Origin of the sequence: Rhodococcus sp. DMF-1, from assembly GCF_021441945.1 — a bacterium.
GTDB lineage: Bacteria > Actinomycetota > Actinomycetes > Mycobacteriales > Mycobacteriaceae > Rhodococcus > Rhodococcus ruber.
The window spans coordinates 478,429-492,071 of the sequence record NZ_CP090442.1 but is presented as its reverse complement, the minus strand read 5'-3'; the positions used below and the strand labels follow the sequence as shown (position 1 = coordinate 492,071).

Annotated in this window: 15 protein-coding genes; 4 read left to right on the top strand and 11 right to left on the bottom strand. The window is 70.7% G+C overall.

From position 1 onward, the window contains the following. Positions 1-4 precede the first annotated feature (4 nt). The 4 genes from LZP97_RS02410 (at position 5) to LZP97_RS02400 (ending at position 2,774) form a co-directional block, all read left to right on the top strand. Positions 5-328 (top strand): 2Fe-2S iron-sulfur cluster-binding protein, encoded by a 324-nt coding sequence (locus LZP97_RS02410; protein WP_048771807.1) that lies wholly within the window; start codon positions 5-7, stop codon positions 326-328. Further along, positions 325-1,608 (top strand): NAD(P)/FAD-dependent oxidoreductase, encoded by a 1,284-nt coding sequence (locus LZP97_RS02405; protein WP_048771809.1) that lies wholly within the window; start codon positions 325-327, stop codon positions 1,606-1,608. Before LZP97_RS02410 ends, LZP97_RS02405 begins: the two co-directional genes overlap by 4 nt. A gap of 15 nt (positions 1,609-1,623) precedes the next feature. Continuing rightward, positions 1,624-1,854, top strand: a complete 231-nt coding sequence (locus LZP97_RS27465; protein WP_048771812.1) for a DUF3263 domain-containing protein — start codon at positions 1,624-1,626, stop codon at positions 1,852-1,854. A 488-nt stretch (positions 1,855-2,342) separates the two neighbouring features. Next, positions 2,343-2,774, top strand: coding sequence for an MBL fold metallo-hydrolase (locus tag LZP97_RS02400; RefSeq protein WP_234574958.1), 432 nt, complete (start codon positions 2,343-2,345; stop codon positions 2,772-2,774). Positions 2,775-3,373: 599 nt separating this feature from the next. Here the strand turns inward: LZP97_RS02400 and LZP97_RS02395 are convergent. The 11 genes from LZP97_RS02395 to LZP97_RS02350 form a co-directional block, all read right to left on the bottom strand. Next, the gene (locus LZP97_RS02395) at positions 3,374-4,639 is read right to left on the bottom strand and encodes an acyl-CoA dehydrogenase family protein (RefSeq protein WP_010592516.1); all 1,266 of its coding nucleotides are present in this window, start codon (positions 4,637-4,639) and stop codon (positions 3,374-3,376) included. Positions 4,640-4,770: 131 nt separating this feature from the next. Beyond that, entirely contained in the window at positions 4,771-4,968 is a 198-nt protein-coding gene (locus tag LZP97_RS02390; protein ID WP_010592517.1) for a tautomerase family protein, read from the bottom strand. 2 nt (positions 4,969-4,970) lie between these two features. After that, positions 4,971-5,759, bottom strand: coding sequence for a 2-keto-4-pentenoate hydratase (locus LZP97_RS02385; protein ID WP_048771818.1), 789 nt, complete (start codon positions 5,757-5,759; stop codon positions 4,971-4,973). After that, positions 5,756-6,550: a 2-keto-4-pentenoate hydratase gene (locus tag LZP97_RS02380; protein WP_010592519.1), complete on the bottom strand. Its 795-nt coding sequence runs from the start codon at positions 6,548-6,550 to the stop codon at positions 5,756-5,758. The genes LZP97_RS02385 and LZP97_RS02380 overlap by 4 nt, the downstream gene beginning before the upstream one ends. A gap of 44 nt (positions 6,551-6,594) precedes the next feature. After that, complete coding sequence (locus LZP97_RS02375; protein ID WP_010592520.1) at positions 6,595-7,422, bottom strand: IclR family transcriptional regulator; 828 nt, start codon at positions 7,420-7,422, stop codon at positions 6,595-6,597. A 212-nt stretch (positions 7,423-7,634) separates the two neighbouring features. After that, the gene (locus LZP97_RS27245) at positions 7,635-7,760 is read right to left on the bottom strand and encodes a hypothetical protein (RefSeq protein WP_255325545.1); all 126 of its coding nucleotides are present in this window, start codon (positions 7,758-7,760) and stop codon (positions 7,635-7,637) included. Positions 7,761-7,824: 64 nt separating this feature from the next. Next, entirely contained in the window at positions 7,825-9,138 is a 1,314-nt protein-coding gene (locus LZP97_RS02370; protein WP_048771821.1) for an MFS transporter, read from the bottom strand. A gap of 48 nt (positions 9,139-9,186) precedes the next feature. After that, entirely contained in the window at positions 9,187-9,657 is a 471-nt protein-coding gene (locus LZP97_RS02365) for a VOC family protein (RefSeq protein ID WP_010592522.1), read from the bottom strand. Between the two features lie 167 nt (positions 9,658-9,824). Continuing rightward, a complete protein-coding gene (gene xylB, locus LZP97_RS02360) occupies positions 9,825-11,246 on the bottom strand; it encodes a xylulokinase (protein WP_048771824.1) in 1,422 nt (473 codons plus the stop codon). Continuing rightward, positions 11,243-12,169 (bottom strand): carbohydrate kinase family protein, encoded by a 927-nt coding sequence (locus tag LZP97_RS02355; protein WP_010592524.1) that lies wholly within the window; start codon positions 12,167-12,169, stop codon positions 11,243-11,245. Before LZP97_RS02355 ends, xylB begins: the two co-directional genes overlap by 4 nt. Next, a complete protein-coding gene (locus LZP97_RS02350) occupies positions 12,166-13,641 on the bottom strand; it encodes a mannitol dehydrogenase family protein (RefSeq protein ID WP_048771826.1) in 1,476 nt (491 codons plus the stop codon). The genes LZP97_RS02355 and LZP97_RS02350 overlap by 4 nt, the downstream gene beginning before the upstream one ends. Positions 13,642-13,643: the final 2 nt, after the last annotated feature.

Below are 13,643 nucleotides of genomic sequence, written 5' to 3'. Positions count from 1 at the left end.
TGACGTGCCTACCGTCACCTATATCGACCCCGATGGAACCAAGCACGAGGTCGAAGTCGCCCCGGGCAAGAGAGTCATGCAGGCCGCCATCGCGGCCGGAATCGACGGCATCGTCGCCGAGTGCGGGGGCCAGGCCATGTGCGCGACGTGCCACGTCTACGTCGAAGGTCCGTGGGCAGAGAAGTTCCCCCCGGTCTCCGAGGAAGAAGACGAGATGCTCGACGACACCGTCAGCCCACGTACTGACGCCAGCCGGCTCTCGTGCCAGCTCGTCGTCACCGACGAGGTCGACGGCCTGATCGTCCGCCTGCCGGAGGAACAGGTATGAGCACCCCCCGCGTCGTGGTGGTCGGGTCGGGACAGGCCGGCTTCGAGGCAGCGGTCAGTCTCCGCGGGCACGGCTTCGACGGAGCCGTCTCCCTCATCGGCGACGAGAGCGGCGTTCCCTACCAGCGCCCCCCACTGTCGAAGGCCTATCTGCGCAGCGAGCCCGATCGCGATTCGCTCGCACTGCGTCCGGCCCGGTACTTCACCGAACACGATATCGAGTTGCGGTGCGGCAAACCCGTCGCGCGACTTCACCGGATCGACCGACGAGTGGAACTGGTGGACGGGTCCACGGCCGACTACGATCACCTGATCCTCGCCACCGGTGCACGCAATCGCCGCCTACCGGTCCCCGGAGCCGACGCCGCCGGCGTCCATTACCTGCGCACCGCCGCCGAGGCCGAGGCGCTGACGGCGCAGATGAAGGCATGTTCGTCGCTCGTGGTCATCGGCGCCGGATTCATCGGTCTGGAGGTCGCTGCCGCCGCCCGCAAGAACGGACTGCCCGTCACCGTCGTAGAGGCGATGGCCCGTCCGATGGCCAGAGCGTTGACCGAAACGATGTCACAGTTCTACTCCTCCCTCCACCTCGCCCACGGTGTCGATCTGCGGCTGTCGACCGGAGTCGAGCGGATCGTGGTGGACGACGGACGCGCCCGGGGAGTGATCACCTGTGACGGGGAGACGATCCCCGCCGATGCCGTCGTGATCGGAATCGGCGTCGTCCCCAATACCGAACTGGCCGAGCACGCCGGATTGCAGGTCGCCAACGGCATCGTTGTCGATGCGCACCTACGTACCTCGGATGAGCGGATTTCCGCCATCGGCGACTGCGCAGCGTTTCCCGGAGTGAGCGACGAAGGGCTCGTCCGACTCGAGTCGGTCCAGAATGCGGTCGACCAAGCCCGCTGCATTGCCGCACAACTCACCGGTACCGAGACGGCGTACCGCAGTGTGCCGTGGTTCTGGTCGGAGCAGTACGAGGCCAAGTTGCAGATTGCCGGGCTCACCACCGGCACCGATACCAGTGTCGTTCGAGGATCGGTCGCGGACGGTGCTTTTTCCGTCTTCTGTTTCCGGCAGGGACGCCTGCTGGGTGTCGAATCGGTGAACAGGCCGCGGGACCACATGGCGGCGCGCAAGATGCTGGCCTGCACGATGCCGCTCACGCCGGAACAAGCCCGCGACGTCGACTTCGATCTCAAACATTCTCTGTCACAGTGCCAGTCACAGACCGATCGTCCTGCCGTCCCTTCCTCCCCGCTGTCGTCGGTCGGTTGACGAAAGGAATGACTCATGTCAGCCGAAGACCGTGAACTCCTCGAGCTCGCCCGCATCTGGCTACCGTATGGGGGTCCACCCGTCGGGGAGATCCTCGTTCGCTTCGGGATGAGCACTACACGGTTCTACGAGAACATCGTTCGCATCCTCCGCAGCCAGGTTCCCAGTCGGCTGTCTCCTTCCGAGCGGGAACAGATCGAACGAGCTGCCGAGCGGTATGTCGGAGCTCAGGTCGCGGCGGGATAGGGCGCGTCCCGGCTCGACCCTGAATCGAGCGGGGACGGCGGAGCTCGAGGCTCGGGCGCACTGTCCATCGGGAGGGGCCGGTCTGATCGTTCGACCAGGTCGCCGGCAAACCGGCACGCCTTACGGTGGAGCCGGCTACCACCGAAGACCCGGGAGGACAGATGCAATCGATGACTGTACGAGGTGCTCCCGTGTGCGATGCGGAGCCGACTGTAGAGCGTATTCCGCGGGCGCAACTCAACATAGGACTGGATACCGATCGGAGACCGCCGCAGTGAGGCAACGGACGGAACGGTCCTGCAGTGGGTAGCCGCTTTCGGATCGAGCGGGTCGACAATCGACGATCACAGCGCTCCGGGCCGCTCCTGTCCGAGCATTGCGAGGCGAACGTCTGGGTGGTCGGCGACGACCGAGATGTGGTGATTGTCGATGCGGGCGGTCGGGCCGTCGATATCGCCGGTGTAGTCGGTGACCGGTGTGTCACGGCAGTGATCTGCACCCAAGGACGCCGAGCCCACGTCTCGGCGGCGGTCGAGGTGGGCATAGGGCTGTGTGCCCCGATCCTGCTGCATCCGGGCGACCACGACCTGTGGCAGGCGGTGCACGGGCAGCGGCAGTACTGGCGACTCGACGACGGGCAACGCATCGCCGTGGCCGGTGACGAGATCCGGGTGCTGCACACCCCGTCGGTGACCGCCGGCTCGGTGGCGTTGCACCTCGCGCGCCGGGGCGTGGTGTTCACCGGCGACGCCCTGCGGCACGGATGTGAACCGCCCGGACATTTCCCGGCACCGGCTCCGGCGCTCGAACCCCTGTCGGGATTGCCGGCCGACACCCGTGTCCATCCGGGGCACGGTGACTGTTTCGTGCTCGGCGAGGCGTTCTCGTCGACCGATCGACGGGTCTCCCGCAATGCATGACCAACACCACGGACCGGCACGTCTTCGACGAGAACGATGTGCAGATCCCGTACTTCCGCCTCCGAAGCGGTCACCATTCGCGTCGAATGCTGTCGAGCGAAGGCACCGGAGCTGTGGGACGAGTGACGACGTGCACTGCGAATCCAGCGTCGACCTGAACCTGAAGTGTCGCTACCAATGTCCTCGACATCGACCCCGCCACGGTGCCCCGGGGCCGGACACCGGCGACCGAATCCAACGTGTCCGCCATCTCCTCCGGCGGGTGCCCGAGAGGGCGTACCTCGGCGCGATCCTGCAAGACACCCACCATTGCCGCGGACGGTCCTGGTCGTCGACACGGCGATCCAGCGCCTTGCGCGGCCCGGTCTTGCTCATGAGCCGGACGGGCTCCTGCGAACGGATCCAGAGCGCCGTCATGGGGCGGCGGTGTCCTAGGCCCACCGCGGTCCATGCACCCTCTGATCTCGGCGGAGGAGTCCGACGCCCCTCATCGGGCTCCGTTGAGGGAACCCGATGAGGGCGACACCTGTCAGCGCGGGTCAGCCTGCCGCATCGTCCGAACCGACGAGTCTCGGACGGACGATGCGGAATCCGAAGTCCTACCCGGTGTGGTCCCGGCCGAAAATCTGCCGGGCGAGCACCCACTTCTGAATCTCGTTGGCTCCCTCGTAGATCTCGCCGATCTTGCTGTCCCGGTAGATCGCCTCGACCGGGCCTTCGGTGTCGTCGGCACCGAGGGACTGCACGAATCCGAGTCCGCCGAACGCCTGCACGGCATCCCGGGCGATGCGCGCCGCCAGGTCGGTGCCGCGCAGCTTTGCCATCGCCGCTTCGGGCTCGGGAAAGTGTTCCCCCGCGTCGAGCCGGAGCGCCGCTTTCAGGTACAGGCTACGGGCGGACTCGAGATCTGCCGCGTAGTCGGCCATCACGAACTGCCAATGCTGTTTGGAGGCCAGCGAACCACCGAACGCGTGCCGCGACTTCAGATGCGCGACGGTCCGGTCGAAGGCGGCCTGCGCCATGCCGACGCCGGCGGCGCCGATTCCGATGCGGCCGTAGGTGAGTGTCCGGAGCGCGACGCGCAGGCCACCGCCGACCCGCCCGAGCACCGATTCCGGCCCGAGCGGAACACGGTCGAGGATCACGTCGGCCGTGATCTGCCCGCGGTTGCCGAGTTTGCGGTCGGGTGTGCCGACGGTGACGCCCGGTGCGGTGGTGGGAACGATGAAGGTGGTGAGGCTGTCGCCGGTCCGGGCGAGCACGACGACGACACCGGCGACGACCGAATTGGTGATCCACCGCTTGCGGCCGGTGAGCACCCACCCGTCGCCGTCCGGGCTCGCGACGGTCTGCACCGCCTCGGGAGACAGATCGCTCGAGGCACCGGGCTCGCTCGTCGCGAACGATCCGACGATCTCCCCGTCGACGACGGCACGCAGCCATCGGCGCCGTTGCTCCTCGGTGCCCTGGTCCAGTGCCGTGCCGGCGAGGATGCAATGGACGTCGTAGATCGCGGCGACGCTGTTGGAGTAGTACGCCAGTTCCTCGACGGCCACTGCGGTGGCCGTGGCGCGGTGCGTGAGTCCGTCGCCACCGACGTCCGCGGTGAAGGGAAGGCGGAACAGACCGTTCGAGGCCATGGCCTCGAACGCGTCCCGGGGGAACCCGTCGAGGCGCTCGTCCCCGCCGGCGATCCGGCCGGCGATCGGCGAGACAGCCCGAGCGGCGAAGTCCCGGACGCGGTCGCGCACCTGTTGCACCTCCGGTGGCGAAAGCAGGTCGTGGTACATCCGGTCCGCCACCCGTTCGCAGCCGGGCTCGGGCTCGGCAACCAGGGTGAGGGCGCGCTGTGGGTTCGACGTCATCGGGTTCTCCAGGGGACGCAGGGGATGGTGTCTCCCTTGTGTATCCCGCTTCCCCGCCCCGATGCGGCTCGATCACGATGCTCGACGTCGTCGCCGGCCGGCGCTGTCGCAGTCCGGGATATCCGGACCGTTCAGGCCCGTGTCTCACGCTCGGCGATCGTCACATCGCCTGCGGCGAAGTGTGTCTTCGGCGTCTCCCGCAGCACCACCCGGATGTTGGGCAGCGGCGCGTCCAGGGCCCGGTGCGCCGCCTGGGTCAGTTCGTGGATCAGCCTCCGGAGCTCGTCCGGGCTGCGCCCCTCCGCGATCGTCACGTCGATGAGCGGCATCGTCAGCCTCCCGCCACGGTGACGGTGCCGAGGGTGGTGAAGTGCGCGGCGATGCGCGCCCCCGGCTGCACCGGCACGGCGTCGGTCATGCCGCCGGTGAGCACCACCCACCCTGCCTCGATGGCGAGTCCCCGCTCGGCCAGGGTGTTCACGGCGAAGGCCAGCGCCTCCGCGGGATGTCCGTGTACCGCAGCGCCCGTTGCCGAATCCACCACCTCGCCGTCGATCTCGAGCAGACACGCCTCGAGGGCGAGATCGAGACCCTCCGGCGCGCGGCCGACCGGACCGGTCACGTACCGTCCGGACGAGTTGTTGTCCGCGACGGCGTCCATCATCGAGAACTGGTAGCCGGAGAAGCGGCTGTCGATGATCTCGATCGCGCCGACCACGTGCTCCACCGCGGCCAGTGCGGTCGCGGCCGAGACGCCCGGCCCCTCGAGCCTGCGGCCCATGACGAACGCGATCTCCGGCTCCGCGCGAGCGTGGATCATCTTCTCGCGCGGGACAGGCTCGCCGATCGGCAGGATCATCCTGTCCGTGAGCCACGCGGTGGACGGCGAGTCCACGCCCACCTGCCGTTGCTTTGCCTTAGACGTGACCCCGAGCTTCACGCCGGTGAGCCGCTCGCCGCGGGCGAGCCGCATGCGCAACGCGATGTCCTGCGCGGCGTACGCGGTCCCCAGGTCCAGTCCGTCCCATTCCGCGAGGATCGACGTCTGCGGGGTCGCCGTGTCCTCCGCCCGCAGAAGCACGTCGGCGACGCGGGCCGCGCTCCACGACTGGTCGCTCATTTCTCGTCCTTTCCGCCGAGCACGGCGGTGACGCTGCCGAGCCCGCTGATGTTCGCCACGATGGAGTTGCCCGCCGCCACGGGAAACGCCCTGGTCATGGAGCCGGGAAGCACCACATGCCCCGGTTCGAGGGTGACCCCGAGCGGGCCGACCGTGTTGGCCAGCCACACCAGCGCGTTGAGCGGGGACCCGAGGACGGCTCCGCCGGCTCCCGTCGCCATGAGTTCACCGCCTATGTGGAGTGTGCATCCGATCAGCCTCAGGTCGACGTCACCGAGGGAGACCGGCCGGCTCCCCAGGATCACGCCGCCGGACGAGGCGTTGTCCGCGATGGTGTCGAAGATGCCGATCTTCCAGTCCCGGATCCGCGAGTCGACGATCTCGAGTGCGGGCAGCACGAAGTCCACGGCCCGCGCAGCTTCGGCGGCGGTGACGCCCGGACCGGCCAGCGGCCTGCCGAGCACGAACGCCACCTCGGGCTCGATCCGCGGCTGCAGGAAGCGGCCGGCGGGGATCGGCTGATGCTCGAGGTGGAACATGCTCGCGGTCAGATGCCCGAAATCGGGTTGATCGACACCCATCTGCCGCTGGATCGCGCGGGAGGCCAAGCCCACCTTGTGGCCCTTGACGACATCGCCGGCCAGCGTCCACTGCTCGACCTGCAGCTGTTGGATCCGGTAGGCGAGTTCGATCGACGCGTCGGGATGATCGGGGGTGAGCGGATCGATCGGCTCCCCCGTGCGATACACCTCGAGCAGTCGGTCTGCGGCCTTGTGGGCGGCGGTGTCCATGGCTCCTCTTTTTCGCTTGTCGTGTTCGTGCAGTCGGATCGTGATCAGGAGGCGCGCGGACTCGCCTCCACGAGAGCGGCGGCACTCGGGTCGTCCCGCAGCGGTACGGGACTGCAGTCGTGGGCTTCGGCGATCGCCCGGGTGATCTCGTGCGCGGCGCCGACCACGGCCCGCTCGAGCTGCGGTCGCCGCTGGGCGAAGCGCGTCGCGGGCACGCTCACGCTCACGGCCGCCACGACGGAGCCCAGGTCGTCGCGCACCGGGGCGGCGACGCAGTGCACCTCGGAGACGGTCTCCCCGAGGTCCGCAGCGAAGCCGGCCGAGCGCACACCGGCCAGAGCGTCCAGAAGTGCCTGGGGGTTCGTGGTGGTCGACGGTGTCAGCCGCCGCAACGGGCGCATGGCCAGATACCGGCGCACCTCGATCTCCTCGAGTTGCGCGAGCAGCACCTTGCCCACCGCCGTGGAATGCGCATCCAGGCGCGTCCCGACCCGGGCGCCCTGCACGGTGATGTTGTGATTGCCGAGGATCTTGTCCACGTAGAGGACGTTCCATCGATCCATGACCGCGAGATGAGTTGTCTCGCCGTACTTCTCCACCAGACGCTCGAGGACGGGGGCGGCACAGGACCGGACGTCGACGGTGCCGCGCAGCGTCTCCCCCAGCTCCACGACGCGCCACCCGAGCCGGTAGCGTCCGCGTGCGCGGCACTGGAGCAGCCCCGTGTCGACCAGGCTCGACAGCAGAGCGTGCGCGCTCGATCGGGGAACGTCGATCGCCGCCGCGACCTCGGAGACCCCCCACTCGGGTTGCTGCACCGTGAACAGGTCCAGCACCGGTCCGATCCTCTGCACCGTCTGCAGTGACGCCACGTCCAGGTCCGTCCTTTCGGTCGCGGCGGAGGCCTCGGATGCGCACGGCCCGCCGCCGGATGCTTGTGATCTGGAACACTAGGTCCCCGGAGTGCGGGCGAACATGGCTGGGAATGCACAGAAGGATGACTCCACGCGCACCGAGGGCGCACATCCCGTGGCGCTGCCTTCGGAATCGGTGCGAGACGTGCGCACGCGCGGGGGCCGGCGGGCTACGCGCCCGACGACATCCGCAGGTGCGACACGACGTGCGCGAGGGTCGGGTCGTCGAGCTGACCGGTGCGCCGCATGGCGACGCCCCCGCGGGCCGTGCGGACCCAGCGCCTCGTCACGGGCACGGCCCTCGGGACCTTCGCGGTGGCGGCGGCCTGCGGCCCGGCGCCGGCCGCCCGGGCGTAGGGCTCAGGCCTCGAGCACGTGCCCCTTGCGCTCCGGCAGCGTGAAGGCGGCGACGGCGGCGAGCGCGAACGCCGCCGCGAACACCCCGAACACGAGGGCGTTGCCGCCGCCGGTGAGCAGCCAGGGCACGAGCAGCGGCGCCACGATCGACGCAATGCGCCCGAACGCGGCCGCCGCGCCGGTCCCGGCGGCGCGCACCGACGTCGGATACAGCTCCGGTCCGATCGCGTAGAGCGCCCCCCAGGCGCCGAGGTTGAAGAACGACAATGCCATTCCGGCGGCGACGATCTCGGTGGGCGTGTCGGCCAGCCCGAACAGGCCCGCGGCCGCGGCCGAGCCGACGAGGAAGCTCGCCAGGGTTGCGCGGCGCCCCCACACCTCGATCAGCCACGCCGCGACGGCGTATCCCGGCAGCTGCGCGAGCGTGATGATCAGCGTGTACTGGAAGGACTTCACCAGGTCGAAGCCCTGGTTCACCAGCAGGCTCGGCAGCCAGATGAAGGCCCCGTAGTACGAGAGGTTGATGCAGAACCACACCGTCCACAGGGCGGCGGTGCGCCGCCGCAACCGCGGCGACCAGATCGACTCGGCGCTCGTCTCCGTGAGCACCGGACGCGACGTCTCCTCCGCGTCCGTCGGCGCCGCGATGCCGGCGGACATCTCGAAGGACCGCACGGCCTTCTCCGCCTCGGCGTAGCGGCCCCGGCGCTCGAGGTATCGCACGGATTCGGGTAGTCCGAACCGCACGACCACCGCGTACAGGGTGGGGACGATTCCCACGGCCAGCGCCCAGCGCCAGCCGTCGTCGCCGAGGGGGATCACGAAGTAGCCGATGAGGGCCGCGAGGATCCATCCGGCCGCCCAGAACGCCTCGAGCGCGACGACCATGCGACCCCGCTGCCGGCGCGGCGCGTACTCACTGACGAGGGTCGACGCGACGGGAAGCTCGGCGCCGAGACCCAGGCCGACGACGAACCGCAACACGATCAGCACCGCGACGGAGCCGGCGAGCGCCGCCGCGCCGGTGGCCAGGCCGTACACCAGCAGTGTCACCGCGAACACCTGGCGCCGGCCGATCCGGTCGGCGAGCAGCCCACCGACCGCGGCTCCGACTGCCATTCCGACGAAGCCGATCGACCCGATCCACGACAGCTGGGTCGTGCTCAGATTCCACTGCACGGCCAGGGCGGCCATCACGAAGGAGATGAGCCCGACATCCATGGCGTCGAGTGCCCAGCCCACACCGGAGCCGAGCAGCAGCCTGCCGTGTCTGCGGGTCAGCGGCAGCTCGTCGAGCCGCTCGGTGCGCGTGGTCATCGACCGAAAGCTATCACCGCCGCCGCGGTGCCCGCTGGGCTCGCCGGTTCAGCCGCGGGCGGCCTCCTCGAGCGGTGCGATCTCGATCCTGCGCATCTGCAGCATCGCCTCGGTGACCCGCCGCCCCACCTCGGGGCCGGTGTCGGAGAGCAGCTCGAAGAGCCGTCGCGGCACCACCTGCCAGGACAGCCCGAACCGATCCTTCAGCCAGCCGCACTGGCTCTCTTCCCCGCCCTCGGTGAGAGCGTTCCAGTAGTGGTCGACCTCGTCCTGGTCGGCGCAGTCGATCTGGAACGACACCGCCTCGGTGAACGAGAACTCCGGGCCGCCGTTGAGCGCGACGTAGCGCTGGCCGTCGAGTTCGAAGTCGACGGTCATGACGGTGCCGGCCGGCTTGGGCCCGGTGTCCTGGTAGTACGTGGTGCTCAGGATGCGCGAGCGGGGAAACACGCTGGTGTAGAACTTGGCGGCCTCTTCGGCCTCGGTGTCGAACCACAGGAACGGGGTGATCTTCGGCATCGCCTTCTCCTTGCTCGGTGGATGACGGCGCCCTGTCGGCGTCACAGATATCGACCCGGGCCGACGCCGGAACTCATCGCGGCCGCGGTCCGGAGCGTGCATCCGTTTCGGGATGCCGACAGCCTTTCCGGCCGGCCGGAACCGGTGTCAGGTTCCGGAAAGAGGTGTCAGGTTCCGGAAAGAGGTGTCAGGTCGCTGCCGTCCGTGAGATCACGGACCTCCGCGTACCGGGCGCGCACGGCCGGGACCGGGTCCGCCTCGTAGCGCCGCACGCCGCCACCCTCCCACCGGGGTGGTTCGGTGCCGCCGGCCAGCACCCAGGCGGCCTGCCGGGCCGCGCCGGCTGCGACGTACTCGCCCGGCTCCGGCACCTCCACCGGGACCCCGAGGATGCCGGGCGCGAGTTCGCGCAGCGCCCGGGAACGGGCGCCGCCGCCGACGAGCAGCACCCGCCGCACCGGCACGCCCTGCGCGGTGATGTGGTCGAGACCGTCCGCGAGCGAGCACAGCAGTCCCTCCACGGCCGCGCGCGCCAGGTGTTCCCGTGTCGAATTCGTCAGGTGCAGGCCGTGGATCGCGCCCGTGGCGCCGGGCCGGTTGGGGGTGCGCTCGCCCTCGAGGTACGGCACCAGCACGAGACCGCCGGCGCCGGGCGGGGCCGACAGCGCGAGCCGCGACAGTTCGTCGTGGTCGACCCCGAGCAGCGCGGCCGTGGCGTCGAGGACCCGCGCCGCGTTGAGGGTGCACACGAGCGGCAGGTGCCGGCCGGTGGCGTCGGCGAATCCGGCGACGAGCCCGGACGGATCGCGGCTCGGGGTGGCCGAGACGGCCGAGACCACGCCCGAGGTGCCGACGGAGACGATCACGTCGCCCTCGTGCGCGCCGAGGGCGAGGGCCGCGGCGGCGTTGTCCCCGGCACCGGGTCCGAGGGCGGCGCCCGCGACCGTCTCCCCGACCCGTTCGGCCGGTCCGGCCACCCGGGGCAGCACGGGCCGGCGGCCACGCAGCGCGAGGTCGAGGAGGTCGGTGCGGTAGGAGCCGTCGGCGGCGCTGTAGTAGCCGGTGCCGCTGGCGTCGCTGCGGTCGGTGACGAGCGCGCCGACGCCGGAGGCTCCCGCGAGCTGCCACGTGAGCCAGTCGTGCGGCAGGCACAGTGCCGCAGCGCGGTCGGCGTGGCCCGGTTCGTGGTCGGCGAGCCAGCGCGCCTTGGCGACGGTGATCGCGGCGAGCGGCACCACCCCCACGGCGTCGGCCCACGCCTGCCCGCCGCCGAGGTCGGCGACGAGGTCGGCGGCGGCCGCGGCCGAGCGGGTGTCGTTCCACAGCAGCGCCGGGCGCACCACCGTCCCGGTCTCGTCGAGGGTCACCAGCCCGTGCTGCTGACCGCCGACCGACACCGCGGCGACGTCGTCGAGCCCGCCCGCGGCGGCGACGGCGCGGTCGAGGGCGTCCGCCCAGGCGCGCGGGTCGACCTCGGTGCCGTCGGGATGCGGGGCACGGCCCTCCCGCACGACGTGACCGGTGCGCGCGTCGCAGACGAGCACCTTGCAGGACTGGGTGGACGAGTCGATCCCGGCGACGAGCGTCACCTCTGCTCCTTCGGGTCGGCGTCCCGCTCCCCGCGGGTCGGCAGGTCCGCACCCGGGCGCGCGACGGTGAGCGCCGCGGTGCGCGCGGCGACGTCGAGGGCCGCGCGCAGCGCGTCCGGTTCGATTCCGTGCAGGCCCTCGCGGTCGCCGAGCAGTTCCTGCGTCCACAGGGCGTCGAGCAGACCGGCCATGAATGCGTCGCCGGCGCCGACGGTGTCGACGACCTCGACGGGGTGCGCGGCGACGTCGACGGCGCCGGACCGCGCGACGGCGACGGCACCGCCCGCGCCGAGGGTCACCGCGACGAGCGCCGGGCCGAGGGCGAGCCACTCCTGCGCGACGTCGCGGGGGTCGCGGTCGGGGGCGAACCAGCGCAGGTCCTCGTCGCTGGCCTTGACGACGTCGGCGCCCGCGACGAAGCGGGTGATGCGGTCGCGGGTGCGCGGGTCGTCGCCGACGAGGGCGGGCCGGACGTTGGGGTCGTAGCTGATGGTCGCGGTGGGCACGTGCCGGTCGAGCAGCGCGGCGACGGCCTCGCAGCCGGGTTCGAGCAGGGCCGCGATCGACCCGGTGTGCACGTGCCCTGCGCCGGGCTCCGGGCGTGGATCCGGCAGTTGCCACTCGAGGTCGAACTCGTAGGTGGCGGCGCCGTTCTCGTCCAGGGTGGCGGTCGCCGTGGGGGTGCGCGGCGCGGTGCTGCTGCCGGCGGCGAGCCGCACCGAGGAGTCGGCGAGGTGGCGAACGATGCGGCGGCCCCGGTCGTCGTCGCCGATGTGGGTGACGAATTCGACGTCGCGGCCCAGGCGGCCGAGGCCGACGGCGACGTTGAGCGGGCTGCCGCCGACGTGTTCGACGGGCCGGGCCGGGCCGCGCCGGACGATGTCGACGAGGGCCTCGCCGAGGACGAGGACGTGCCCGTTCACGATCCGACCCTGCTGCGGAGGGCCTCGAGCGTGGCGCGGGCGCCGTTGCGGTGCAGGGAGTCGAGCGCCCACCGGTAGGCGTCCACGAACCGCGGCTCGTCGGCGAGATCACCGAAGACGGAGCGGTTCTCGAGGAAGGCGGTCGGATTCCCGCGCTGGCTGCGGGCGAGGGGTCCGAGGGTGCCGGCGAGCCGGTCGACGACCTCGATGCGTTCGCCGGCCTCGTCGGTGCCCTCGGCGTAGCGGGCCCAGCTGGCCACGACGGCGGCGGCCAGGCGCACCGACCCGCCCGTCGCGAGGTTCTCCCGCACGACGGGCAGCAGCCATTTCGGGATGCGGTCGGAGGATTCGGCGCACAGCCGGGCGACGGTGTCGCGGATCTCGGGGTTGGCGAAGCGCTCGATCAAGGTGCGCTTGTACTGCGCGAGATCGATGCCGGGCACCGGACGCAAGGTGGGGGTGGCCTCGGCGTCCATGTACTCGAGCAGGAACTCCGCGAACAACGGGTCCTGCGCGGCCTCGTGCACGTAGCGGTAGCCGCACAGGTGCGCGAAGTAGGCCAGTGCCTGGTGACTCGCGTTGAGCAGGCGCAGTTTCATCAGTTCGTACGGGGCGACGTCGTCGACGAGTTGCACCCCGACCTCGTCGAATGCCGGACGGCCGCAGGAGAAGTCGTCCTCGAGCACCCAGGAGGTGAACGGCTCGGCGACGACGGGCCAGCGATCCCGGACGCCGAAGCGGGCGTCGAGTTCGGGGGCGATGTCGTCGGTCGTGACCGGGGTGATGCGGTCGACCATCGAGTTGGGGAACCGGGTGTGCTCGCGCATCCAGTCGGCGAGACCGGGGTCGACGAGCGCGGCGAAGGACGTGAAGGCCCGCCGCGCGACGGTGCCGTTGCCCTCGATGTTGTCGCAGGACATGATCGTCGGCGACGGCAGTCCGCGCTCGCGGCGGCGCGCGAGGGCGGCGGTGACGAGCCCGAAGACGGTGGCGGGCGCATCGGGGTGCTCGACGTCGCGGCGGACGGCGGGGTCGTCGACGTCGAACTCGCCGGTGTCGTGGCGGATGTTGTAGCCGCCCTCGGTGACGGTGAGCGAGACGATGCGCGTGGTGGGCGCCGCGATCAGCTCGATCACCGCCTCGGGATCCTCGGGTGCGTAACGGTAGTCGACGATCGAACCGATCACCCGCGGTTCCCATGTGCCGTCGGGGTGGCGCAGGATCAGGGTGTAGAGGCCGTCCTGGGCGGCGAGGGCGTGGCGCATGCGGCGGTCGCCGGGCATGACGCCGACACCGCAGATGCCCCAGTTGCGGGCGCCCCCGCCTTCGAGCAACCGGTCGACGTACATCGCCTGATGGGCACGATGGAATCCGCCGACCCCGAAATGCACGATGCCGACGCCGATGTCGCGGCGCGGGTACGTCGGGCCGGGGACGGGCAGGGCGGTCAGGGCGTTCTCCCCCAGGTCCATGT

Coding starts and splice junctions, on each gene's coding strand:
- LZP97_RS02405 (WP_048771809.1), top strand. CDS start 325: ATGAGCACCCCCCGCGTCGTGGTGGTCGGGTCGGGACAGGCCGGCTTC.
- LZP97_RS27465 (WP_048771812.1), top strand. CDS start 1,624: ATGTCAGCCGAAGACCGTGAACTCCTCGAGCTCGCCCGCATCTGGCTA.
- LZP97_RS02395 (WP_010592516.1), bottom strand. CDS start 4,639: ATGACGTCGAACCCACAGCGCGCCCTCACCCTGGTTGCCGAGCCCGAG.
- LZP97_RS02390 (WP_010592517.1), bottom strand. CDS start 4,968: ATGCCGCTCATCGACGTGACGATCGCGGAGGGGCGCAGCCCGGACGAG.
- LZP97_RS02385 (WP_048771818.1), bottom strand. CDS start 5,759: ATGAGCGACCAGTCGTGGAGCGCGGCCCGCGTCGCCGACGTGCTTCTG.
- LZP97_RS02380 (WP_010592519.1), bottom strand. CDS start 6,550: ATGGACACCGCCGCCCACAAGGCCGCAGACCGACTGCTCGAGGTGTAT.
- LZP97_RS02370 (WP_048771821.1), bottom strand. CDS start 9,138: ATGACCACGCGCACCGAGCGGCTCGACGAGCTGCCGCTGACCCGCAGA.
- LZP97_RS02365 (WP_010592522.1), bottom strand. CDS start 9,657: ATGCCGAAGATCACCCCGTTCCTGTGGTTCGACACCGAGGCCGAAGAG.
- LZP97_RS02350 (WP_048771826.1), bottom strand. CDS start 13,641: ATGGACCTGGGGGAGAACGCCCTGACCGCCCTGCCCGTCCCCGGCCCG.